The organism is Lacrimispora sp., from assembly GCF_031982545.1.
Taxonomy (GTDB): Bacteria; Bacillota; Clostridia; order Lachnospirales; family Lachnospiraceae; genus Lacrimispora.
In genome coordinates, this window is sequence record NZ_DALYXB010000003.1 from 108,001 (window position 1) to 133,205 (window position 25,205).

General features: G+C 43.7%; 24 protein-coding genes. 5 read left to right on the forward strand and 19 right to left on the reverse strand.

Translation table 11 applies throughout. The features are described from left to right. Positions 1-368: 368 nt before the first annotated feature. Together ABS301_RS06455 and ABS301_RS06460 are read left to right on the forward strand one after the other, a co-directional pair. Complete coding sequence (locus ABS301_RS06455) at positions 369-566, forward strand: hypothetical protein (protein WP_349671435.1); 198 nt, start codon at positions 369-371, stop codon at positions 564-566. 105 nt (positions 567-671) lie between these two features. Beyond that, positions 672-1,934 carry a peptidoglycan-binding protein gene (locus tag ABS301_RS06460; RefSeq protein WP_349671436.1) on the forward strand — a complete coding sequence of 421 codons (1,263 nt, stop codon included), beginning with the start codon at positions 672-674 and terminating at the stop codon, positions 1,932-1,934. Positions 1,935-2,005: 71 nt separating this feature from the next. Here the strand turns inward: ABS301_RS06460 and ABS301_RS06465 are convergent, their stop codons facing one another. From ABS301_RS06465 to ABS301_RS06520, 12 genes are all read right to left on the reverse strand, one after another. Continuing rightward, positions 2,006-2,908, reverse strand: a complete 903-nt coding sequence (locus ABS301_RS06465; protein ID WP_349671437.1) for a DUF368 domain-containing protein — start codon at positions 2,906-2,908, stop codon at positions 2,006-2,008. A gap of 27 nt (positions 2,909-2,935) precedes the next feature. Beyond that, positions 2,936-3,586, reverse strand: coding sequence for an HAD family hydrolase (locus ABS301_RS06470; protein ID WP_349671438.1), 651 nt, complete (start codon positions 3,584-3,586; stop codon positions 2,936-2,938). Positions 3,587-3,714: 128 nt separating this feature from the next. Beyond that, positions 3,715-4,497: an N-acetylmuramoyl-L-alanine amidase gene (locus ABS301_RS06475; RefSeq protein ID WP_349671439.1), complete on the reverse strand. Its 783-nt coding sequence runs from the start codon at positions 4,495-4,497 to the stop codon at positions 3,715-3,717. A gap of 80 nt (positions 4,498-4,577) precedes the next feature. Next, complete coding sequence (locus ABS301_RS06480; protein WP_349671440.1) at positions 4,578-5,033, reverse strand: Lrp/AsnC family transcriptional regulator; 456 nt, start codon at positions 5,031-5,033, stop codon at positions 4,578-4,580. Between the two features lie 134 nt (positions 5,034-5,167). After that, on the reverse strand, positions 5,168-6,397 hold the full coding sequence (locus ABS301_RS06485) for an LL-diaminopimelate aminotransferase (RefSeq protein ID WP_349671441.1): 1,230 nt from the start codon (positions 6,395-6,397) through the stop codon (positions 5,168-5,170). A gap of 15 nt (positions 6,398-6,412) precedes the next feature. Next, positions 6,413-7,225 carry a diaminopimelate epimerase gene (gene dapF, locus ABS301_RS06490; protein WP_349671442.1) on the reverse strand — a complete coding sequence of 271 codons (813 nt, stop codon included), beginning with the start codon at positions 7,223-7,225 and terminating at the stop codon, positions 6,413-6,415. A gap of 15 nt (positions 7,226-7,240) precedes the next feature. After that, positions 7,241-7,789 (reverse strand): ANTAR domain-containing response regulator, encoded by a 549-nt coding sequence (locus tag ABS301_RS06495; RefSeq protein ID WP_349671443.1) that lies wholly within the window; start codon positions 7,787-7,789, stop codon positions 7,241-7,243. Positions 7,790-7,831: 42 nt separating this feature from the next. Continuing rightward, the gene (glnA, locus tag ABS301_RS06500) at positions 7,832-9,169 is read right to left on the reverse strand and encodes a type I glutamate--ammonia ligase (RefSeq protein ID WP_349671444.1); all 1,338 of its coding nucleotides are present in this window, start codon (positions 9,167-9,169) and stop codon (positions 7,832-7,834) included. 219 nt (positions 9,170-9,388) lie between these two features. Beyond that, positions 9,389-11,266, reverse strand: a complete 1,878-nt coding sequence (locus tag ABS301_RS06505) for a heavy metal translocating P-type ATPase (protein ID WP_349671445.1) — start codon at positions 11,264-11,266, stop codon at positions 9,389-9,391. Positions 11,267-11,281: 15 nt separating this feature from the next. Beyond that, positions 11,282-11,506 carry a cation transporter gene (locus tag ABS301_RS06510; RefSeq protein ID WP_104436918.1) on the reverse strand — a complete coding sequence of 75 codons (225 nt, stop codon included), beginning with the start codon at positions 11,504-11,506 and terminating at the stop codon, positions 11,282-11,284. 39 nt (positions 11,507-11,545) lie between these two features. Continuing rightward, entirely contained in the window at positions 11,546-11,926 is a 381-nt protein-coding gene (locus ABS301_RS06515; RefSeq protein WP_349671446.1) for an ArsR/SmtB family transcription factor, read from the reverse strand. A 121-nt stretch (positions 11,927-12,047) separates the two neighbouring features. Beyond that, positions 12,048-12,263: a hypothetical protein gene (locus ABS301_RS06520; RefSeq protein ID WP_349671447.1), complete on the reverse strand. Its 216-nt coding sequence runs from the start codon at positions 12,261-12,263 to the stop codon at positions 12,048-12,050. Positions 12,264-12,289: 26 nt separating this feature from the next. Here ABS301_RS06520 and ABS301_RS06525 point away from each other — a divergent pair, with 26 nt between their 5' ends. From ABS301_RS06525 to ABS301_RS06535, 3 genes are read left to right on the forward strand one after another with little or no spacing between them, the layout of a single operon-like run. Then, the gene (locus ABS301_RS06525) at positions 12,290-13,090 is read left to right on the forward strand and encodes an ABC transporter ATP-binding protein (protein ID WP_349671448.1); all 801 of its coding nucleotides are present in this window, start codon (positions 12,290-12,292) and stop codon (positions 13,088-13,090) included. 11 nt (positions 13,091-13,101) lie between these two features. After that, on the forward strand, positions 13,102-13,905 hold the full coding sequence (locus tag ABS301_RS06530; protein WP_349671449.1) for an ABC transporter permease: 804 nt from the start codon (positions 13,102-13,104) through the stop codon (positions 13,903-13,905). 12 nt (positions 13,906-13,917) lie between these two features. Continuing rightward, complete coding sequence (locus tag ABS301_RS06535) at positions 13,918-14,703, forward strand: ABC transporter permease (RefSeq protein WP_349671450.1); 786 nt, start codon at positions 13,918-13,920, stop codon at positions 14,701-14,703. A gap of 73 nt (positions 14,704-14,776) precedes the next feature. On the opposite strand, the gene ABS301_RS06540 is transcribed toward ABS301_RS06535, so the two are convergent. The 7 genes from ABS301_RS06540 to ABS301_RS06570 form a co-directional block, all read right to left on the reverse strand. After that, positions 14,777-15,172: a NifB/NifX family molybdenum-iron cluster-binding protein gene (locus tag ABS301_RS06540; protein WP_349671451.1), complete on the reverse strand. Its 396-nt coding sequence runs from the start codon at positions 15,170-15,172 to the stop codon at positions 14,777-14,779. A 59-nt stretch (positions 15,173-15,231) separates the two neighbouring features. Beyond that, a complete protein-coding gene (locus tag ABS301_RS06545) occupies positions 15,232-16,599 on the reverse strand; it encodes an MATE family efflux transporter (protein WP_349671452.1) in 1,368 nt (455 codons plus the stop codon). 11 nt (positions 16,600-16,610) lie between these two features. Further along, positions 16,611-17,570: a glycoside hydrolase family 25 protein gene (locus tag ABS301_RS06550; RefSeq protein WP_349671453.1), complete on the reverse strand. Its 960-nt coding sequence runs from the start codon at positions 17,568-17,570 to the stop codon at positions 16,611-16,613. A gap of 21 nt (positions 17,571-17,591) precedes the next feature. Then, a complete protein-coding gene (gene ytvI / locus ABS301_RS06555; RefSeq protein ID WP_349671454.1) occupies positions 17,592-18,728 on the reverse strand; it encodes a sporulation integral membrane protein YtvI in 1,137 nt (378 codons plus the stop codon). A 54-nt stretch (positions 18,729-18,782) separates the two neighbouring features. After that, positions 18,783-19,835 (reverse strand): histidinol-phosphate transaminase, encoded by a 1,053-nt coding sequence (gene hisC / locus ABS301_RS06560; protein WP_349671455.1) that lies wholly within the window; start codon positions 19,833-19,835, stop codon positions 18,783-18,785. Further along, complete coding sequence (locus tag ABS301_RS06565; RefSeq protein WP_349671456.1) at positions 19,832-21,040, reverse strand: pyridoxal phosphate-dependent aminotransferase; 1,209 nt, start codon at positions 21,038-21,040, stop codon at positions 19,832-19,834. The genes hisC and ABS301_RS06565 overlap by 4 nt, the downstream gene beginning before the upstream one ends. A 76-nt stretch (positions 21,041-21,116) precedes the next feature. Beyond that, positions 21,117-24,932 carry an EAL domain-containing protein gene (locus ABS301_RS06570; protein WP_349671457.1) on the reverse strand — a complete coding sequence of 1,272 codons (3,816 nt, stop codon included), beginning with the start codon at positions 24,930-24,932 and terminating at the stop codon, positions 21,117-21,119. Positions 24,933-25,205 lie beyond the last annotated feature (273 nt).

Genomic DNA, 25,205 nt, shown 5'->3' on the forward strand with positions numbered 1-25,205 from the left:
TGTTCTTTGGACATAAAGGGATACCCGCAAGGGTGTTTCTTAATATTTGTCCATGTTCTTTGGACATAAAGGGATACCCGCAAGGGTGTTTCTTAATATTTGTCCATGGTTTCTGGACATAAAGGGATACCCTTTAAGGTTTAATTTTGAACTGACTGGTATCAGACCAAATTGAATAGATTATACATTATACCGCGACATTTTTCAACTGTTTTTTTATAATTTATTTATCTACTTTTTATGCATTATTTTTCTTTTTTCAGATATTTTAATCGGGATAATTGTATATTTATGCAAGTATATTAATATTATACATTACTGTATACTTTGTGTCAACTTAGAACAAACTATTCATGAGGTGATAAATCATGATTGACAACAACGAACTTCCCATTGGATTTACCATGGAACTGGCACAGCATTCAGACATTATGGTACAGTTTGCCGGACTCTCCAAAGAGGATCAGAACCGCATCATCAATGGTGCAAGAGAAATTGATAGCCGCGATGAAATGAGAAGCTATGTAGAGTCCATGTTCCATGAACCCAAAACTTCATTCTTTTAAAAAAGCCCCCGCAAAAACTGATTTATTTAGTTTTATGCGGGGCTTTTGTAATCATTGCCCAGAGCAGCTAATATATTAATAATAATCATTCAATAAGGGGCTATTATGAATCCATATATGACCACTGCCCAGGAAACGGCTGCTGCCGGCTCTCTTCAGGTAGATGTGGTATCTTCCGAAAACAACCATCCGATCGGGGACGCAGAAGTTTCCATTTCCTACACGGGAGACCCCGGCAGCATTTTGGAAAAGGTTACTACTGACAGTTCCGGCCAGTCAGAAACCGTCAGTTTGTCAGCGCCGCCTGTCGACTTAAGTCTGTCTCCCGGGCTGGTACAGCCGTATTCGGAATATTCACTTTTTATTACTGCACAGGGTTATGAACCAGTGGCTATCTCCGGAACCCAGATCCTGGCAGATACGGATGCCATTCAGCCTGTCCGCATGACTCCTGTCCAAGACGAGACAACTCCCGATACGCCCATTACCATTCCGGATCATACTTTGTACGGTGACTATCCTCCAAAAATAGCTGAGGCTGAGGTAAAGCCTGTTGCAGAAACCGGCGAGATTGTATTGAGCCGGGTTGTTGTTCCTCAGACAATTATTGTACATGATGGTGTACCTACAGATCCCACGGCTACTAATTATTATGTTCCCTATAGCGATTATATTAAAAATGTAGCCTCCAGTGAAATTTACGCTACCTGGCCCAGAGAAGCAATTATCGCCAATGTTCTGGCAATTATGAGCTTTACGTTAAACCGGGTTTATACGGAATGGTACCGGAATCAGGGCTATGACTTCACCATCACGTCATCTACCGCTTTCGACCATAAATGGATACACGGCAGAAATATTTATGAAAGCATTTCCCAGGTTGTGGATGAAATCTTTAACAGCTACTTATCACGGCCCGGGATCAAACAGCCCATCTTAACCCAGTACTGCGATGGCCACCGGGTAACATGTCCTAACTGGATGTCCCAATGGGGAAGCTGCACCTTAGGGGAACAGGGCTATACTGCCATTGAAATTCTCCGCAATTATTACGGAAGCAACATGTACATCAATACTGCGGAACAGGTTTCCGGTGTCCCTTCCTCCTTCCCCGGATATAATTTATCCATAGGTGCCTCTGGAGACAAAGTACGCCAGGTCCAGGAACAGCTTGATACCATTGCCGGGGTTTATACCAAAATTCCCAGAATCACAGCAGACGGGGTATTTGGAGAAAACACGGCGGAGGCAGTCCGTCAGTTCCAGTCCATATTTAAACTTCCTGTGACGGGAGTCATTGATTTTGCAACCTGGTATAAGATCTCCCAGATCTATGTGGGTATTACAAGAATTGCCGAGTATTCTTAAACTCGATTAAAGAGGGATATCCCGTCAGATTTTTATCCGACGAAATATCCCTTTTTTTATTCCTGAAGAATTTATCCCTCTCCTCCCAGCAGATCTGCGATCACATATCCCAAAAGTGCCAGTGCAATTCCTCCCAACACTTCATATATTGCCACGGTTTTCCACGGCACATCCCAAAGAATCACAAAAGGGGAAGAAATCACAAGACCAATAACCACCCGGTACATCTGATGCTCATAACGGGTCAGAAGCTGCTCCACAACTCTGGCAAACAGAAGAACCCCTGCCAGCATACCCAGAAAATATGGGAACAATACTGTGACGTTTTTCATAAGACCTTGAAAATCAAGAGCACAGGCTGCCCGGATGCAGGCATTATTGGTCTGCAAAACAGGCTCATAAAAGCCCAGCATCATCATGATCATGGACCCGCTTACCCCTGGTACAATCATAGTGGCAGCTGCAAGAAGCCCCACCGCAAAAAGAGTAACTACCCAATATTTTCCCGATGATAAATATGCCGCACCGGAAGCCATGGCAAATCCTTCTCCGCTATGACCGGAAGCGATTACTGTTTCAGCCACATATGTAATGAGGATTACGATGCTGCATGTAATTCCGGCAGTTATAATTCCTTTCCATAAGTCGTTTTTTTCTCCAGAAAAAGCTTTGCGGCCAAGAGCCGGAAGACCGCCTCCGATTAATCCCAGAAACGATAGTTTCGTCTGGAGAGGATATGTATGAAACAGATATTCAAACACCAGTGACAAAAAAATGATGCCTGCAACTGCACCGATCCCATAAGGAAGAAGTATCCTTATGCTTTTTACCGGCTCTTTAAAAAGCCGGTTTACCGCATGGATGATCTTATCATAGACACCCATGGTAATGGCCAATACTCCTCCGCTGATGCCCGGCAGTATATTTGCCACACCAATTATTAAACCTTTTAAAAGCTCACTGATATACTTCAAGCAATTCCTCCTGCATTAATCCGTATATCAAATCCTATGCACTTTTACTGTTTCTAATACTTCTTTTACCTGATTCAGCTTATAATCTGCAAGACTCTGGTCAAAACCATATCTTGTATCCACGACTGCCGCAATTTTAAGCCCTGCCCGATGTGCTGCCGTTATTCCAATGGTGGAATCCTCTACTGCCAGACATTCCTCCGGCTTTAATTTCAGCTGCTCGGCTGTATATAAATAGATCTCCGGATCAGGTTTGCTCTTTTTAAACTGTTCTCCGCTGACCACTGCTTCAAAATAGTCCCGGATTCCATTTTCCTTAAGAACACGTTCCACCAGTTCTAAATGGGTGGAAGAGGCAAGAGCCAGACGAAAACCAGCTTCTTTCAGCTGTTTTAATGTATCCGTTACCTCCAGGCGGTAAATGCTTCGGTAATCTATTTCACTGTAGATATCTCTCTGCCGGAATTCTTTTCTTAACTCCTCCCAGGTCTGCCCATTGGAAACAACCCTCTCCACTACTTCCCAGCATTCCTGCTTTGTTGCCCCAACCATAGGATACAGATCCTCCAGTTTTACATCTGGATTTTTCTTTTTGGCAAATTCCAGCTGATATTCCAGATATACACCCTCGCTGTCGATAATAACGCCATCCATATCAAATATCACTGCCTTAATCATAATTCTCTCCTCTGTATTCATTCTGATTAAGACCATACGACAATAAAAGGGATCTTGTCAAGTCAAAGTCATAAGAGATGGCCGGAAGAGGCTCTTCTTTACTGCCCCTTCCGGCCTGTTTCACCGACTCAATACACAGCCGGGCGTTTCACCATAAATGTGTTATGCCCCAGCTGCCTGAGAGCCTGCTCCATTTTAACAGCATTGTCCATATTTCGGAATGCACCGACTCGAACCTTATATAATCCATCTTCATAAACTACGAAAGCCGGAAATCCCTGGGATTTCAGCATATTGACCTGGTCCTCGGCCAGTGAGCGCACCCGAAACGCCCCAGTCTGTATCTGGTAGTACTCAACCTGATTTTCTTCCTGCTGCTGAATGGTATTTAAAATACCAGTAGCAATTGCCTGGGCTATCTCATCAAAGTGATCATCAAAAAGATAATTATCCGCTTCATTATCTATAAACCCAACCTCTGTTAAGACAGATGGAATCTTTGTTCTTCTCAGCACTACAAGCCCCGGACGTTCCACAGTTCCTAAATTGGTGAAGCCCACTGTTGCAAGCGCTTCTCCAATATTCGTTCCAAGCATTCCCTCAATGCCTTTATTTTCAAAAACAACCGTTTCAACTCCGGATCCTGTTCCAGGAACCGGCATGGCATTCCGGTGAATGGAGACGAATATATCTGCTTCTGCATCATTGGCCATCATGGCTTTTTCCAGGGGTGTATTATAGGTATCGTCAGTTCTTGTATACCTGACATCAACTCCGCTGTCTGCCAGGATTTTCCCGACAGCTAACGCAAGTTTTAAGTTATCGTCTTTTTCCTGCCGCCCATTATAGACTGCACCCGGGTCCGCACCGCCGTGACCGGCATCTATTACCACGATCTTTCTCTCAGCCAAAAGAAAAACTCCTTTCACATAACTCTATTCTATAAAGTATGTAAAAGAAGTGTTCTCCGTACCATATTTCAGACTATGATTTATTCTTTTTCTCCTAATTCTGCCATAACATCCACGCCTCTTGGACCAACCGGTGTGGAAAAGACAATCTGAGTGCTGGTCTTTCCGTATTTCTGGAGCTGTCCGATGAAAATATCCAGCTCCATCGTGCTTTGAAATGCCACCTTAATCAGCATGGAATAATCTCCGGTCACGCAGTTGCATTCCAACACATTGGGTATGGAATCCATGTAGGAATAAAACTGGATTTTATCAAGCGGCGAAACATCCAGATTTACAAATGCAATAATATGGTATCCCAGCTTCATAGGGTCCACTGACGCATGATACCCGGTAATGATTTTTTCCCGCTCCAGCTTTTCAATTCTGGAGGAAACAGCAGGCGAGGACAAAAAGGTATTTTCTGCTATATTCTTTAAAGATGCCCGTGCGTTCTTCTGCAGTGTCTGCACTATTTTCTTATCAATATCGTCCATATCTTCCTCCTTGAATTAAAAAAAGCGCCAGTACCACTAAAGTACTGAACGCTTTTGTTCTAACAAATTAAGCTTAAACCTTATTAATCTTTTCTTATCAATATCATAACCAATTATCAAATACTTGTCAACGTTTATTTTATTAAGGATGGCATCTTTTTCATCCGTTCCATGGCTTCCACTGTATTTTCATAGGTTCCAAATGCTGTAAGACGGAAGTAACCCTCTCCGCTGGGACCGAATCCGCTTCCAGGCGTTCCCACTACACTGGCTTCCTCTAAAAGCCTGTCAAAGAAATCCCAGGAGGTCATTCCCTCCGGCACCCGCAGCCAGATATAAGGCGCATTCACACCTCCATATACTTCGCAGCCAGCCTCTTTTAAACCGTCATAGATCACCTTTGCATTTCTCATGTAATAGGCGACCTGTTCTTTCAGCTGAGCCTTACCTTCTTTGGAATAAACCGCTGTTCCAGCTTTCTGAATGATATAGGGCGCACCGTTAAACTTGGTTCCGTGGCGTCTTGCCCATAAAGAATGGAGCATGACTCCGCCTCTTACCAGAGATTTGGGGATCACCGTAAAGCCAAGACGTACACCGGTAAAACCGGCATTCTTGGAAAAGGAACGAAATTCAATGGCACAGGTATTGGCTCCTTCTATCTCATAAATGGAATGAGGCACATCATCCTGAGCGATGTAAGCTTCATAGGCGGCATCATAAAGAATGACTGCACCTGTCTCATTGGCATAATCCACCCATACCTTTAACTGGTCCCTGGTGAGAGTGGTTCCGGTAGGATTATTGGGAACACATAAGTAAATAAGATCTGGAGTTTCCTCTGGAAGTTCTGGAACAAAATGATTCTTTGCGGTACATGGCATGTAAATAACATTGCTCCATTTCCCTGTCTTTTCATCATATTCACCGGTTCTTCCGGCCATGACATTGGAATCTACATAAACAGGATAAACAGGATCACAGACAGCGATTTTACAGTTCTGATCGAAAATTTCCTGAATATTTCCGCAGTCACTCTTCGCTCCGTCGGATACAAAAATTTCATCTGCTGCGATCTGGCATCCTCTTGAAATGTAATCTTCACTGGCAATCAGTTCTCTTAAAAAACCATAACCAAGATCCGGTGCATATCCGTGAAAAGTTCCCGCTTTCCCCATCTCATCTACCGCTCCATGAAGCTCCTCGATAATCGCCGGAGCAATGGGCTGGGTTACGTCACCGATTCCAAGACGAATCACCTTTTTATCGGGATTTGCCTCTATATAAGCATTGACCTTTTTCGCGATGGTGGAAAACAGATAACTTCCAGGTAATTTTAAGTAGTTTTCATTGATCTTAACCATAGGTTCCTCCTGTTTTTAAAGATTATTTATGTCCAACTCTCCCGCAAACACCTCCACAGCAGGACCTGTCATAAATACATGACCGCTTCCCTCTCTGTCCCAGTGAATCGTTAAGTTGCCGCCTTTTAATGAAACCTTCACCGTATTGCCGGTTCGTCCGCAAAGCACCGAAGCAACTGCACTGGCTGTTGCACCAGTCCCGCATGCCCAGGTTTCTCCGCTTCCTCTCTCCCACACCCGCATGCGAATGTGCTCCGGACTTACCACCTGAATAAATTCAGAATTGGTACGCTCCGGAAAACGCTCATGATGTTCAAACCCAGGTCCAATTGTCTCTAAATCCAGGCTGTCAATGTCATCCATATAATAAACTGCATGGGGATTTCCCATGGAAATTCCAATAAACTCATAATCCGTACCATTAACAAAAATGGGCTCCGGTACCTGGCTTGTCACTTCCGGTATGCCCATATCAACAGTTAGAAGGACTGCTTTCCCATCTTCCTCAGTTACTTTTAAATGCTTGATTCCAGCTGCCGTTTCCACATCAAACTCCGTCTTATCCACCAGATGATGATCGAAAACATATTTACCCACACAACGGATCCCATTGCCGCACATGGGGCTCTCTGAACCGTCAGCGTTAAACATGCGCATACGGCAGTCTGCCACTTTGGACGGGCAGATTAGAATCAGACCGTCCGATCCGATTCCAAAATGCCGGTCACTGACTTTTTTTGAAAGCTCTGCAGGATCCTCAACGGATTCCTCAAAACAGTTAATATACACATAATCGTTTCCGATTCCCTGCATTTTTGTAAATTTCATCTTAGTCCCCCATTGTTAAATATTAATAAGGCTCATGATCATCTGTGCAGTCTCCACCATGTTGGTTCCGCTGTCCATACTGCACTTTTGAATGTAACGGTGTGCTTCCGTTTCTGTCATATGATTCCGTTCCATTAAAAGTTCCTTGGCCTGCTTAATCAGCTCCTGCTCTTGCCCGCTTCTTTCCTTCGGCTGACTCTTTAACTTCTTACGCCTTTTTGCCAGAGAATCCATCATCATCTCTAACGTACTTAAAAGATCCTGAACCTTTAAAGGAAGGCCAAGACAGACCACATCATCCGGTGCCTTGCCGCTCCACTGGCTGGGAGACGCTACCAGGAGCATGGGCATCCCTTTGGGGAGACATTCATAAAGCTCCTGATATACCATATCCGCAAACCTGCAGCCGCATACTACAATTCCGCTGCCCAGCTCATCTGCGCTGTTTACCGTCTGAGCGCCGGAGGTGCAGACTGCCGAGACCGTAAAGCCGTTTTTCATAAGAATATTCTTTATATTTTTCGCATCCTCTGCTTTTGAAAATGCCACAATCACATTGGTCAAACACTCTCACCTCCAGATAACAGTATCAGGGAACGGGATCTATCAATACTTGTATAAGTATTCTTCCACTTCCCAGTCCGTTACCTGCGCACGGAATATCCGCCATTCAGCTTCCTTTGCCTCCAGGTATTTGGTATAGATGTGTTCGCCTAACACTCCCTTCATAAACTCATCCTTACGGAATGCTTCAATGGCCTCGCCCAGCGTTTCAGGAAGCTGCTCGATTCCTTTTGAAGCCATCTCCTCTACTGACATGGAATAACCATTGCAGTCCACACTTTCCGGCGGAGTCATCTTCTTTTCGATTCCGTCAAGACCTGCCGCGAGACAGGCCGCAAGGGCCAGATAAGGGTTTACCGCAGAATCCGGGCTGCGCAGCTCGATGCGTGTACTTTCCCCTCTTGCGCAGGGTATCTTAATCAGAGAGCTTCGATTGGAACGGGCAGACCATGCCACATAAACCGGAGCATCATATCCGGGAACAAGACGTTTATAGGAATTGACAAGCGGATTGGTTAATATTGTCATTCCCTGCATGTGATGAAGAATGCCTGCCATAAACTGGTAAGCCGTCCGGCTTAATCCCAGCTTATCTTCCGGATCTTCAAACATATTCTTACCTGTTAAATCAGAGAGGGACATATTAATGTGCATACCGGAACCATTGACACCAGCCTTTGGCTTTGGCATAAAGGTGGCATGAAGACCATGGCGCTTTGCAATTGCCTTAACTGCCATCTTAAATGTCATGATATTATCAGCCGTCACCATTCCTTCTGCATACTGAAAATCAATCTCATGCTGACCCGGGGCAATCTCGTGGTGGGATGCTTCGATCATAAAGCCCATCTCTTCCAGAGTGAGGATCATGTCTCTGCGGACATTCTCCGCCTGGTCAATGGGGGCCACATCAAAATAGCCTGCCATTTCATGGGTATCTGTGGTGGGCTGACCTTCCTCATCCATGTGAAAAAGAAAAAATTCGCATTCCGGGCCTGCATGAAATACAAATCCCATATCACTTGCTTTTTTTAATACCTTTTTCATAACAAACCGGGGATCTCCTTCAAAAGGAGTCTGGTCAGGGCAGTGTACATCGCACATCAGCCTGGCAACTTTCCCCTGCTGGGGACGCCATGGGAATATCTCAAAGGTATCCAGATCCGGATAAAGATACATATCAGATTCTTCACTTCTTACAAACCCCTCTATGGAAGAACCATCAAACATACAGCGGTTATCCAGGGCTTTTCCCAGCATATTCTTTGTGATTGCAACGTTTTTTAACATGCCGAATATATCGGTAAACTGAAGACGGATAAATTCCACATCTTCTTCTTCCACAATGCGGAAAATATCTTCTTTGCTGTACTTGCTCATATAACACTCTCCTTTTCTCATGATTGAATAAAGAGTCCCGCCTTATGGGACTCTTTGCCACTTATGCGATCCTTGCAAAGCGTCTTAGCTCTATGGGGAACAAGGTTCCTGAAGAAAATAATACCTAGAAAAAGGGTGGGCAAACACAGCCTCACTTCATGGACCATCTTCGCACCACCCCGTCATATGTGTAAAATATAACAGCTGGAAAAAAATTTGTCAATGTGTTTTTTCTTTCCTGTTTTGATACCGGAGCGCCCGGACTGCATTTAAGATGGCAATCACAGAAACACCTACATCACCGAAAACAGCTGCCCACATGGTAGCAATTCCTGCTGCTGAAAGGATCAGAATCAGCACCTTCACGCCTATGGCAAAAATAATATTCTGCTTCACAATTCCCACCGTTTTTCTGGCAATCAGGATTGTATCAACCAATTTCGTAAGCTCATCGGTCATGATTACCACGTCTGCCGCTTCGACGGCCGCATCAGAGCCAATCTGACCCATGGCAATTCCTACATCGGCACGGGCAAGAACTGGTGCATCGTTGATTCCGTCTCCAACAAAGGCAATCGCTGCATCCTTATGTTTCTTTGCCAGCAGCTCTTCCACCTTGCCTACTTTATCGCCAGGAAGAAGACCTCCATGAACCTCATCAAGTCCAAGCTTTTCTCCCACCAGTTTTCCTACCTCAGGTTTGTCGCCGGTAAGCATCACTAACTTTTTCACACCAGCTGCCCTTAAGCCCTTTATAGCTTGTGGTACATCTTCCCTGATGGTATCTGAAATCGTCACACTGCCCAGATAAGTGTTGTTATCTGCTATATAAAGCGTTGTTCCTGCCACGGAATCTGCTGCATTTACAGCAATTCCCTGTCTTTCCATAAGTCTGGCATTCCCAATAAAAAGTTCTCTTTCCTTATTCTGTGTATAAACTCTTGTTTTTACTCCAAATCCTGCAATTTCTTCCGCAGCGTCTACCATTGACGGATCAAGCGCTTTCCCGTAAGCTTCTTTTACCGAATGGGCAATTGGGTGATTGGAATGAAATTCACCATAGGCAGCAAGTTCCAAGAGCTCTTCTTTTGTTCCTTCAAGCGGATCCACACTGGTAACCTGGAATTTCCCGGTTGTTAACGTTCCTGTTTTATCAAAAACTACCGTATCCAGATTTGCCATGGCTTCCAGATAATTGCTTCCCTTTAACAGAATTCCCTGACCAGAGGCCGCTCCAAGTCCTCCAAAAAAGCTTAATGGAACGGATATTACCAGTGCACAGGGACAGGAAACAACTAAAAAGCTGCAGGCACGGTAAATCCACGTTCCCCAGTCACCGGTGAATAAGGGCGGAATTACCCCAAGCATTAAGGCAAGCACTACGACTACAGGCGTATAGACTCTTGCAAATCTGGTGATAAAGTTTTCTGCTCTGGCCTTTCTCGAACTGGCATTCTCCACCAGTTCCAGAATCTTGGCAACTGTAGAATCATCAAAAAGTCTGGTTACCTGAACCTCTAAAACACCGCTTAAGTTGATGGAACCGCTTATAACCGGATCATTCTCTTTGATCTCCACAGGCATGGATTCCCCGGTTAGTGCTTTGGTATCAAGACTGCTGCTGCCTTTCACCACAACTCCGTCAAGAGGCACTTTTTCTCCAGGCTTTACTACGATGATATCGTCAACGTCCACTTCATAGGGATCTACCTTCTCCTCCGCTCCATCACGAAGCAGATTGGCATATTCCGGATTAATGTCCATAAGATCTGTTATGGATTTTCTTGACCTGTTTACTGCATAATCGTTAAACAGCTCACCGATCTGATAAAACAACATAACGCCCACCGCTTCTTCCAGAGCTCCGATCCCGATTGCTCCAAAGGTTGCCACTGACATTAAAAAGTTTTCATCAAAGAACTGACCATTTTTTATATTTCTGACTGCTCGTAAGGGGATATCATAACCTGCAGCCAGGTAAGAGATAATAAATAAGATCCAGTACCAGAAAACTTTTCCCTCGGCCGCCATGGCAAGAGCAAAGAATACGGCACTTATGACCAGTCTGATTCCCATAATTTTCTGTTTCTTTGTCATAACTGCTCCTTTTGCTTACCGAAGGACTTTAAATTCTGCTTCCGGTTCAATCTTATAGGCCGTTTTTCTGGCTGCTTCCATAATCTCATCCACTTTTTCTTCTAAAACTTCCATGGTTAATCTCTGGGTCATGAAACTTAAGGATGCGCTTTCCACACCATTTAATTTTTTAACCTCTTCTTCAATTTTAGCTGCACAGTTTGCACAGCAAAGGCCCTCTAATTTCACTATTTTTTTCATCTTTTCTCTTCTCCTTTTCTCTCTATCTGATGGGAAACCTTATTCGCTGATATGCTCCATTCCCTGAGCCAGAATGGTTTGTATATGACCATCTGCCAGAGAATAAAAAACGGTCTTTCCTTCTCTTTTAAACTTTACCAGGCGCATCTGCTTTAACACACGAAGCTGATGGGAAATAGCCGACTGCCCCATCTGAAGCAGATTGGCGATGTCACAAACACACATCTGGGACTGGCTGAGAACATAGAGAATTCTGATTCTCGTCGGGTCGCCAAAAATTTTAAAAAAATCCGCAAGATCCATGAGCTGCTGTTCCTTTGGCATCACTTTTAATACCTGATTTACAACATTCTCATGGACACAGATAAAATCACATTGATCAATCTCACCATCACGAACGATTTTCTCTTCTTCTGCCATCTGATACCTCCTTACATATTAATATGTGAATAGCTGTTCATATGTTAATATTAATCATTGTTTCATAATTTGTCAAGTGACTTTTGCCAGGGTATTGACACTTTTTTCCTGTGATGATAGACTATAAGTCCTTTTCCATATCTAAACTCACATCTAAATTCAGGAAAAGAGAATATTGATACCACGGTAGAGTCCCCGGATCGAATTCCGGAGAGCTGTGCTGGCTGTATTGCCTGCACTGACCGCTTGGAAAGATATTAGAACGTTCTGACCAGTTATGACAGACCTCCTCCCCTTTAACGGCAGGAGCTGCCCGCTGCAGGAATGAACCGTTCACAAATATTACTACCAGGAGGAATTTTTATGATTCAAGTGGAACACATGAACAAGACGTTCAAAGTCACAAGAAGAAGTGCCGGATTTTCCAATGCGGTAAAGGCGCTTATTCACAGGGAGACCGACACGGTCCATGCTCTGTCCGATATTTCCTTTTCCATCGGAGACGGAGAGATGGTAGGCTATATTGGCCCCAACGGTGCCGGAAAAAGCTCCACTATTAAAATTTTAAGCGGCATTTTAACCCCCGATCATGGGACCTGCCTGATTAACGGCCGGATTCCATGGAAGGACAGAAGGGAACATGTAAAGGACATCGGCGTTGTTTTCGGTCAGCGCACCCAGCTATGGTGGGATGTTCCTGTTATTGATTCCTTTGAACTGCTCCGCGACATCTACGAGATCCCCAGACACCAGTACTTAACTACATTAGAAGAACTCACTGATCTTCTTGCACTGGAAGAGATTATTAAAACTCCGGCAAGACAGCTTTCTCTGGGTCAGCGCATGCGCTGTGAAATCGCAGCCTCTCTTCTCCATACCCCAAAGATCCTTTTTCTTGATGAACCCACCATTGGACTGGATGCCGTATCAAAGCTGGCTGTCCGGGATTTTATCAGAAAGTTGAACAGGATCCACAAAACCACAGTTCTTCTTACCACTCATGACATGCAGGACATTGATGCACTTGCAGACAGGGTTTTGCTGATCGGGAAAGGCCGGCTTTTATTGGACGGAACTCTTTCCGATTTGAAATCCCGCTGTGAGCCCCCATGCGCCACCTTAGATGAGATTGTCGCCTCCCTTTACCGGGAATTTCAGATTTAGGAGGGGACAAGATGAAAAAATACTGGTCTTTTTTCCGCATCCGTTTTATCAGAGGATTGCAATACCGTACTGCCGCCCTTTCCGGAATGGTGACACAATTTGTATGGGGATCCATGGAGATCCTTTTATTCCGGGCGTTCTACCAGGCTTCCCCCGAAAGCTTCCCCATGACCTTTGAAGCACTGTCCACTTATGTGTGGCTCCAGCAGGCATTTCTGGCTCTTTACATGGTCTGGTTCTGGGAATCAGAGCTTTTCAATTCCATTGCAACCGGAGATGTGGCCTATGAATTATGCAGGCCGGTCCGCCTTTACGATATGTGGTTTGTCAGAGGTCTGGCAGTCCGGCTTTCCAAAGCAGTGCTGCGCTGCATGCCCATCCTGATATTCTCCTGGTTTCTTCCTGCTCCCTACGGACTTACATTGCCGGGAGATGTGAAAACCTGGGCAATTACAATTTTGTCCATGACACTGGGACTGCTTCTCATTGTGGCTTTTAACATGATTATTTATATGTCCGTGTTTTACACCGTTTCTCCACAGGGAATTAAACTGTTTGTTACCTCTTTAGCGGAATTTTTAAGCGGTTCCGTTATACCGATTCCTTTTCTTCCCGATCATGTACGAACAATTGTGGAATTTCTTCCCTTTGCCTCCGCACAGAATGTTCCGTTCCGGATCTTTGCCGGAGATATAACAGGACCCGATCTTACGATCAGCATCTTAAAACAGACATTCTGGCTGTTTGCATTTGTATTAATCGGGCGGTATTTAGAAAAGCGGGCATTAAAACGGGTTGTCATACAGGGGGGTTGAAAGGAGGATACCATGAATTCAGTCAGGCTTTACGTTAGTTTCTTTTTCATGCATTTAAAAAGCATGATGCAGCACAAAGTTTCATTTTTTATGACATTAATCGGACAGTTTTTAATCTCCTTTAATGTCTTTTTAGGAGTCTATTTTATGATGACCCGTTTCCACCAGGTGAAAGGATTTTCTTACAGCGAAGTGCTTTTGTGTTTTTCCATTACTCTTATGGCTTTTACACTGGCAGAAACCGTTTTCCGAAGTCTGGATACTTTTGAAACCATAATTGGAAACGGAGAATTTGACCGTATTTTACTCCGTCCGAAAAACAGCCTGTTTCTGGTTCTTTGCAGCAAGGTCGACTTAACCAGATTCGGACGGCTTATTCAGGCTGTAGTTATGCTGGTTTATGGAATTTGCTACAGTTCCATAAACTGGACACCCCTTCGGTGCATACTCGTAGTCCTGATGATTTTAGGCGGTGTCTGTGTTTTTGGAGCCATTTACCTGATTTTTGCATGCTTATGCTTTTTTACTCTGGAGGGACTGGAATTTATGAATGTATTTACAGACGGAGCCAGGGAATATGGAAAGTATCCCATCGGAATTTATGGGAAAACCGTTCTTTTAATTTGTACTTACCTGGTTCCCTTTGCTCTGTTCCAGTATTATCCTTTTTTATATCTGACGGGGAAATCAGACAACCCCTGGTACAGCCTGCTGCCTCTTTTTAGTGCTCTTTTTCTCATTCCTGCATTTCTTTTATGGAAATTCGGGTTAAGGCACTATCAGTCCACCGGCTCCTGATTCAATAAAAATGCATCCCCACGGCTTTTACAGTCCGTGGGGATGCATTTATTATCCCATATGTTTTGCTGCATTAATGACCGCAGCTCTCTCCGTGATGGTGATGGCCACAATCGTGATCTTCGCTTCCCTCATGATGATGGCTGCAAAGAGTATCCGGATCAAACTGGAGGCTTCCTGACAGCAGGGAATTTACCGCCTCATCAGCATTTCCTTCCACTCCCGGATATAGCTTGATTCCGGCTTCTGACAGTGCATTTCTCGCCCCTGCTCCAATCCCCCCGCAAATAAGAGTTTTTACACCCAGTCTGGTCAGAAAACCTGCCAGGGCACCGTGACCGTCTCCATTGGTATCCACAATATCCTGTGATATTACATGTTTGTCTTCCACCTCATAGAGTTTAAACTGTGTGGTTTGTCCAAAATGCTGAAATACATTTCCTCTGTCGTAAGTAACCGCAATTTTCATAGCAAGACCTCCTGTTATTTAGTCAATAACTCACTATAAATATCATAGAATTATTTTCGTCATATGTCAATAACTTTTGTCCCTTTCTGTATCATTCGACCAAACAAAGTTATAAAAACGAATATGGAAACCATTACGCTTATGAAATCTGAGATTGGTTCTGTGTAAAAAATATAATTAACTCCCAGCCACACAGGCAGTAGCACCGCTCCAAGAAGGAAAATTGTCTTTCGGAACATGGAAAGTGAAATTGCTGCTTTTGCCGCCCCCAGACCGGTGAATCCGTCTACGATTACGTACTGTAGTGCCAAAGGGATTATCCCCATGGTATAGATCTTTATCCCGCTGACAGTCAGATCGACATAAGACTGGTCCCGTGTGAAAATATGTACAAAAACCTGGGGAACCGTGTGGGCAATCAGGAACATCACTGTGGTAAAACCAACTGCCAGAAGGGCAATATAGCGCTCTGCCTGTCTGATCCGCTCCGGTCTTCCTGCCCCTAAATTATAACCCAGAATGGTCTGGGTCCCTGTTGTAATACCTCCAAGAGGCATGGTTACCATTAACATAAAGCTTTGTACAATGGTCATACAGGTAAGAAGCTTTTCTGCGCTGCCCTCACTCCCATAGTGCATGATTACTGTATTTAACGAAATGATAAGCACGTTATCAAATGCAATAATGAGGAAGGGGGAAAGCCCCAGTGTAAGAATTCTCTTTATCACTTCAAAGTCATAACCCTGAAAGGTTATGCGAATGGGAGGGATTTTACCAAAAAGAAATCTAAGAACATAGATACAGGATATCACCTGGGACAGAACGGTTGCGATAGCAGCGCCTTTTACCCCCATTCCAAAAACAAAAATAAAAATGGGGTCCAGGATTATATTGCTCACTGCTCCGCAGACAACGGATTTCATAGCTGTCCTGGCATATCCCTGACTTACAATGAAAGGATTTAATCCTGCGGAAAGCAATGCAAACACGGTTCCGGTAAGATATACGGTAAGATATTCATCTGCATAGGGAAATACCGTCTTACCCGCGCCGAACCACATGAGAAGGCGGTCTTTCAACAGAAAAGAGACCGCTGTGATAAGAACGGAAAAAATCAATAAGAGTAAAAAGCAGTTGGCCAGAATCTGGCTGGCAGCTCTCTGGTTTTTCTCTCCCAGACGAATGCTCATAAGGGGAGATCCTCCTGCTCCCACTAAAAAAGCAAAAGAAGAAATCAGGGTCACAATGGGACCGCAGATTCCAACTCCTGCCAGGGCGACTTCCCCGATCGCCGGGATATTTCCAATATACATACGGTCTACGATACTATATAAAACACTGACAAACTGAGCCAGCATGGAGGGGATTGCAAGCCTCCATACCAGCCCTTTTATATGATCTGAATTTAAATCGTTTTCTTTTTTCACTTGTAACTCCATTATTTGGTCTGATTTGTTATCTCTCCCTGAGAACCGAAGGTGTAAGATACATTGTCTATTACCATGGTCTTATCATGAACCACCATTCCATTGGAATCCAGATAATACCACGTTCCATCCGGTTGAATCCAGCCGGTCTGTCTTTCATAGTTTTTCATGTAATACCGTTCCCCGTCAATGGTTTTAAAGCCATCTGCCGGAATCATGGAACCGTAATCTGCAAAGGATAATTCGATCGTTACATCCCCATCGATTCCTGCCACTCTTCCTTTATCCGTACACTGCCAGATGGTTCTGTTTTGATAATCATTGACCGTTCCGTATCTGGCATACCATACATCATAGGGAACCTGGCTCATATCGATATGAAGAGACAGCCATTTATTATTTGCATAGACTATCGGGCGATAACCCGCATCTGCAATGGTTTTACAAAATGCGTTGATATTATCCGTAATCTGCTGTTTGGAAAGCTTATTATCAAGAATATACTGGGATTCCACGTCATAAGCAATTGGATAAGAGACTTTGTAGTCCTTTACCTGACGCAGCACATACTTTGCCTCATCTACTGCAGTTTGTGTATCAAGAGCCTGGGTATAAAAAAATACGCCGGTTTTAAGCCCATTTTCCGAAGCATGCTTCATATTCTCTGAAAAATAGGGATCCATATCATTGAGATAACCGATCCGCACCATAGCAAAAGAAACTCCGTCCTCTGCCACCTTCTTCCAGTCAATCCCTCCATTTACCTCATTCTGCCTGTTCTGGTATTTGGTCACTGTAATTCCCTTTGCTAAAACTCCTGTTATGGGATTACCGGATGCATCAATGTATTGTCCGTTCTCCAGTTTCCAGGCTTCTGCTGAATAACCGTTTAAAGGGGTAGCAAATGCCTCAGAAGCCATAAGACATGCAATCAGATAAACGGCGATCTTCAATCTTATGTTTTTTTTCATTGTATCCTCCAATTACTGCTTTTAATCGATATCATCTTTCTCTTTTCGGAATCCATTGATGTCGTGAACTAAGGTCTTTACGCTGTAAAGGAACCGGTCAAAGGCACCGAATTTATAAATGCTGATCACCAGCATTCCAATGGGAACAGCCAGGATCATTCCGGCAATCCCGCTTATTTTAAATCCCAAATATAAAAACAATAATGTCATTAACGGGTCAAGCCCCATGGTATCTCCTACGATCTTCGGCTGAATGATCTGTCTCAATACCAGTGTCAGTACGTAAATCACAATCAGACCTACGCCAAAGGCATATTCTCCTGAAACAATCTTAAGAATCGCCCAGGGAATCAGGATGGTACCAGTCCCAAGGATAGGAAGGAAATCAAGAATCGCAATAATGACAGCAAGCAAAAGTGCATACTTAACTCCCAGAACCAGGAATCCTGCTGCCAGAACACCTGCAATAATGAACATGATCTTAAACTGAGCAAGAAAATAGCCTCCTACCAGATGCTTTACGTCCTTTTTTAAATAATCATAATATTCGGAAAATCCATCAGGAGTATACCGGTCTAAAAAAACAAGAATTTTATCCCGGTCCACAATAAAAATATAGGAAGAAAATATGGTTACAACCGTGTAAACCAATGCTGCAGGAATACTCTTTACCACATTGCCCGCAGCCATAAAGGTGGGCGATGCGATTTTCTGCACCATAACATTTAAATATTCTCCAATATGTGTTACAAATACATTCACCGAGTCCTGAATTCCCTTGGGAAGAAAACGCATCAGATCTTCTGCCGTCAGAAGCATCTTTTGAACTTCCACCCAGGCCGAATCATAGTAAAGGGGAATATCCTTCACAAATCCTGCTGCTTCTGAAATCAGTTTTGATATGATTAAATAAAAAGCACCAATAATAAGAGCCAGTACTGCCACCACAATCAGCACAGAACTATGCTTCCTCACCAGCTTCAGGCGTTTCTCCAATAAACGCACCAAAGGATTGGCAATGACGGAAATCACCCAGCCAATCACGAAAGGAAGAAAGAAATTCAGTATTCTTGGTCCCCAGATGCAGATTAAATAAGTAAACACAATAGGGATCATAATATTTAATAAGATTCTGCTATATTTTTTTACAAATTCCATGCTTATCTCCTGCCTTTATCATACCCCAAAAAGTCCAAGTGATAAATAGTCTGATCAAAGAAATTTCTCCAGGAAATCATAAAGCTTTTCCATCTCCTCATCCGTACCAATGGTGATCCTTAAATAATTATCAAGCCTTGGCTGTTTAAAGTAACGAACGAAAATCTGTTTTTCTCTCAACGCCAGGTAAATATCTTCCGCTTTTTTCTCCTTATGGCTGGCAAAAATAAAATTAGCCATGGAATCAGGAAATACAAACCCAAGTTCACTGAGACGTTTTTTCGCTTTCTCTCTTGTGGTTATAATTCTTTCAACCGTCTTTCTGAAATAACAGTCATCCTTTACCGCTTCCGCGCCCAGAATCTGGGCTGGCATATTCATAGTATAGGAATTATAAGAATATTTCACATCGTTTAAAGCCCGTATCAGTTCTTTGTTACCCATAGCAAAACCAATCCGCATTCCCGCCATAGACCGGGATTTGCTAAACGTCTGCACAACCAGCAGATTATCGTACTTTTTAATCAGCCCGGCTGCACTTTCACCGCCGAAATCAATGTAAGCTTCATCCACGATCACAACCGACTCCTGATTGTGGGCAATGATGTCTTCCACTTCACTTAATGGCATAAAAACGCCAGTGGGCGCGTTGGGGTTCGGGAATATGATTCCCCCATTCTCTTTATAATAATCTTCCTTACAAATCAGAAAATGCTCATCAAGAACAGGTGTCTCAAAAGGAATATGAAACAGCTCCGCCCATACCTGATAGAAGGAATACGACACATCGGGAAATAAGACTGGCTTTTCAGAATTAAAAAATGTGAGAAATGACATGGCAATCACATCATCAGACCCGACCCCCACAAAAATCTCATCTTCCTCCATCTGATAGTATTCACACAGTGCCTTTGTCAGAACGGTGGAAGACGGATCCGGATATTTGCGGAACGTATCGTAATCCATCTCACCCATGGCTTTTTTTACCAGAGGTGATGGAGGATAAGGATTTTCATTGGTATTCAGTTTAATTAAGTTCCCGCCCTTTGGCTGTTCGCCTGGAACATATGGGGTTACTGTTCGGATATTCGCCTGCCATGCTTTCATCTTATGCCCTCCCGGTCTGCTGTAAGTCCATATTCCTGTGCAATCCCGTGGAATGCAGGAAGGGAACGTTCAATCTGTTCATAAGAGACACAATAAGCAATCCGCGCATAGCCAGGACATGCAAAAGCACTTCCCTGCACCAGAAGAACCCGGTGCTTTTTACAGAACTCACAAAACAGTTTGTCATCTTCCGGAGTTTTTATAAACAGATAAAATGCACCTTCCGGCTTGATACATTCAAATCCGTATTCTGTTAAACGGTTGTAAAGAAGCTCCCTGTTTTTATTATAAGCAGACAAATTCACTTTTTCATCCACGCAGCGAAGAATCACTCTCTGCATCAGAGACGGAGCATTGACGCATCCCAGAACGCGGTTTGAAATGCTGGCAGCCGCAATCACAGCCTTTGAATCCTCCACCTCATCGGGAATGACCAGATATCCGATTCTTTCCCCTGGCAGAGATAAGGATTTGCTGTAGGAATAGCAGACCACTGTATTTCTGTAAAACAGCGTCACATAAGGAACCTCAACATCGTCATAAGCAAGTTCTCTGTAAGGCTCATCTGAAATCAGGAGTATGGAAGATCCAAACTCTTTTTCTTTCCTCTCCAGAATGGTGCCAATCTCCCGAAGGGTTTCAGAAGAATAAACCACGCCGGTTGGGTTATTGGGAGTATTGATAATGACTGCCTTAGTCCTGTTTGTTATTCTGCTTTCAAATTCCAGGAGATTTGGCTGAAAGGTTTCTGTATTCGGCGGAATAACAGAAAGCACACCGTCATAATTGCGTACGTAAGACCCGTATTCCATAAAATAGGGTGCGAATACAATTACCTCATCACCAGGATCTAATATGGTCTTTAAAATCACGTTCAGACCACTGGCGGCTCCTACCGTCATAAGGAGATTGCCTCCATGAAAATGAGTCCCGAACCTTCGGTTGATGGACTGTGCTATGCCTTCTCTTACGTCATCAAAACCTGCATTGCTCATATATCCATGAACCATGGTTGATTCTTCCTCGTTCATAATATCAAGGATGGCCTGCTTTACTGCTTCCGGTGCGGGCACATTGGGATTACCGAGGCTGAAATCATAGACATTTTCTGCACCATATTCGGCAGCCATCTTCTTTCCCTCTTCGAACATGGCGCGGATGGCGGAATTGTTTTCTACAAGGGGTCTCATCTTGTCTGCTATCATATCATTATTCCTTCCTTTATCCTGAAATGGTTTACGTGGATTATAACACATATGAAAAAAGAGGTCTATTCTTTCTTTACAATTCCTGATCTGTACTAAGGGCATTTTTTAACAGAGAATCCTTTACCCTGCCATAGCATTCCTCAAAGTCGTCATCCTGAACCCGGATTACAGTTAAACCTGCACGGACAGGAAGCAGTGCTTTGGATACCTGGCTCATCATCTGATATCTTAATTCCTTTAAAATACGCCTGCATTTTACCTTAATATCTTCTTCTTTAATATTCCGGCACAGAATCAGGATTTCATAATCCCCATCCAGGCACATGATATCGTCTTCTCTGAAAAACCGCTTCATGAACAATGCCTGTTCCAGAAATGCCTGTCTGGCCGAATGTCCTGCCGGGCCAGTGTTTCCACCATGAAAGGAAAACAGCAAAAGACCTGAAGTTAAAAATCTGTGGAGTGATAAATAATTCTGCATCCTCCCCACTGCCGCATCACGATTCTGGAAGAACCGAACTCCCTCTGGCAGTAACGGAGTTCTGCATTCTTCCACCTGACTATATAACTCGCCAAGTTCTTCAATATCCAGCATCACTCCATAAAGGAAACTGTCCCCTGATTTCACAGACAATCTGGAATGGCAAAGAATCCATTTGTACCCGTTACGGGTCAGGATACGGTACTCTACGCCCTTTAAGCTCTCATCAGGACTTAAGGTCTCTGTCATGAGCCTGATTTTTTCCCTATCACCCGGGTGTATCATATTTAAAAGCCGATTTTGGAAGAGCTCATTCAACTCATCATTGCTATAACCAAGTATCTCAAGGAATCGGGGGCTTGTATATAAAAACTCCATATCTTCAGATTTTCTGCAACGGTAATATCCGCCCAGCATACCGGAGCTTAAAAATTCCAGTTCGTCATTTTTAAAACGCAGGGTCCTGTTGGCTTCCTGAAGGCGCTTCTGCGCCAGTACCGTATCGGTAATATCCATGCAGGCGCTTACAATTGCAAATCTTCCGTCTTCCGCCTGTACCACCCGGCCCTTGGCCACCATCCACAGCCAGGTTCCATCTTTTTTTCTCATCCTGTGACGGAACGTGTATTCCATTCCTGGAGCCATAAAGCGCAGCGTATTCCCCTGTATCATGTTTAAATCTTCCGGGTGCAGAAGGTTTCTTCCTAACCCATCGGTCTCCCTGGCAAATTCCTCATAAGAATCGTAATTTAAAATACGAAGCATCTCATTATTGGCAAAATACAACGGCAGCCCCTTATCACAGTAAACTCCAATTAAACCGCCTGGTGCCATCTGGGCAAAAACCGCGCTTGCTGCCCATTGATTCTCTTCTGCAATATTGTTAAAGGAGATATTCTTACCGGCAATCTTCAACACATCTCTTAACATATTCTGGGAGTCTTTCAGCTTCTGCCTCTGCTCCATCTGCTCTGTCGCATCTCTTACCGCCCCATAGTAAAGACGGTGATCATCCTGCTCCCGTAAAAAGAAGACGCGCAGATGCACCCACATTAATTCTCCGCTGGTGCGGTAACGGCGAAACGTTCCTTCTGCCCCCTGCAGCGGATTGTTATACGCCTCCTCAAAAATATTCAGAACCCAGTCCATATCGTCTCTGTATACTTTGTTTAACACATACCGTTTCCGTTCTTCCATATCAATTGGATTATCTCCGGTAACACGGTAATATTCCTCATTCACACGGAGAATCTCACAGCGGTCCTCGTAGATCTCATACAATGCAATGGCGCCAAGCATGTTATTAAGCATGGCTTCACTGATGATATTCTCATTAAACAGATCTTCCAGCTTCAGCTGCTTTAGCTGCCGTGCCTGAATTCCTCTGTAATCTAAATTGTTGTCTTCATCCAGAAGTTTTTCTACTACGTGTACCGGGAGAGGCTCATGGTAATAAAAGCCCTGTCCGTAAATACAGCCGATATTGATCAGGAAATCAACCTGTTCCTTTTCTTCCACACCCTCTGCTATGACCTTCAGCTGCATCACTCTGGCCATCCGGACAATGGTTTCTAAGATTCCCATACCTCTTCCCTTACTGCTCTCGTTCATATCAAGGAATTTGGTATCAATCTTGATTACATCCACATTCACATCCTTTAACATATTTAAGGATGAATACCCGCTTCCAAAATCGTCCATAAATACAGGGAAACCGGCTCTGCGCAGATCTTCCACAACTTTTCGGATCAGATCGTAATCTTCCGCATAGGCACTTTCCGTAATCTCAATCTCCAGATATTTGGGATCGATCTCGTAGCGGCTTACCAGCTGCTTAAACTTCTCTACCACATCAATGGCATAAATATCCATGCGGGACATATTAACCGAAATCGGGATGGGGCGCCTTCCCTCTTTAATCCAGGTGCTTAACTGTCTGCACACCATCTCCCAGACATACACGTCAAGATATGTAATAAAACCGTTCTGCTCCAGCAGCGGAATGAATTCTCCCGGAGAAATCACCCCCCTTTGCGGATGCTGCCATCTGACCAGAGATTCCAGACCGATAATCCTGCCTGTCAGCATATTGCACTGGGGCTGGGCATAGAATATAAATTCCTTCTTCTCAAGTGCCCTCTGAATCTCAGAAAGCAGAACCTGGTCACTTTCCATCTTCCGCTTCATTCCCGGATCATACCAGCCCACACGTTTCGTATAATTGCCCTTTACAGAATTTAGCGCTATGGCAGCCCTGTCGTACATCATGCTTACCGGGAGACTTAAATCCTCAACCCGGTACACGCCAAATGCAGGCATAAATCCCGCGTTGCCCCCATACTGCTTGGCATAGATGTTAATCACATCCTCCAGTTCTTCCAGCACAGACAAATCTTCGGGAATGAGGATAACAAAATCATCTCCGCCCATATAACCGGCGACAGAAGAGTAAAACTTCTCGATCTCTTTTAAATAATCGCCAATTCTTATTAAGAAACGGTCCCCTTCCTCTTCTCCATACCATTCATTAAACAGCTTAAAATGTTCAATATCGATTGCCACCATAAAGAATCCGGCGGAATCTGTATTTTTTAAAAGATAATCCGCTTTCTCAAAGAATGGTCCATAACGGTAAAGGCCAGTCATGGAATCCGTCTCTTCCCTTATCTCCCTGAGCCGTCTTTCCTCTTCTTCGTCCTTCTTCTTTCGCTCATCGATATCCTGGATATAACACATAATGATGGCATCTTTATCCGGTTCTTCCCCGCTGCGGAATAAAACCAGAATCAGATTCATCCAGCAGTATCCGTCACCTGGCATCTTTCTGCGAAACTCTCCCCTTAATACCCGGTCGCTGTCCCTTAATCGGGAGGCCATGGAAGATAAATCCCAAAATTCTTCAAAGCTCTGCTTTTCATCGGGATGCACCATGAAATTCAGTGTTTCCGTGAGAATCTGATCCAACCGGCCTTCCTCGGGAGACAATTCCAATTTTTCGCTATCATGAAATAAAACTTTATAAGTATTCGCCAAAAAATTAAGTTCCAGCAATCCGTCATATACCGTTGACTCAGTCAGATAATAGAACAGATTTTTATTTTTTTCATCTACCGGCCGTGACATAATAAGCCTGCAGTTTTCACTGCCCGGCCAGTCAATCTGCCCGGAAGAAATTGCCATCCAGGCCTGAGAGGCAGTATTATAAGAAATCACCGGACCGCTGTTCTCACCTGTCCATGGACAGTCCGTACAGGGAGCTGATTTTACTCCTATCCCTTGATAGCAGTGCATTCCTACCTGTAAATTCGGATAATATAATTTTGCCATATCATTCAGATATACAATCTTGTAATCCTGGTCAATTATGTAAATACCAGCTTCTCCGTTTTCACACGACATACGCTTCATAAGCTCCCGCCTCTCCTGCAATACATCTTCTTTGCAGTAACTAAATTAAGGTATATTATAGTATGAAAATGTAGTTTTCGTCAACACGTTAGCAATATACAGTAGCAGAATTTTTATTCATAACAAATCATAATTATTCACACATTATCAAATACCTGCCCAAATGTTTTTCTATAATCATAATTACTTTAGGTATATTTTTCCTGTTTCCATGATAAACAGGGAATTTCACGTTCCTGTAAATTAAGCCTGTCTATTGATTATTAGACGAAA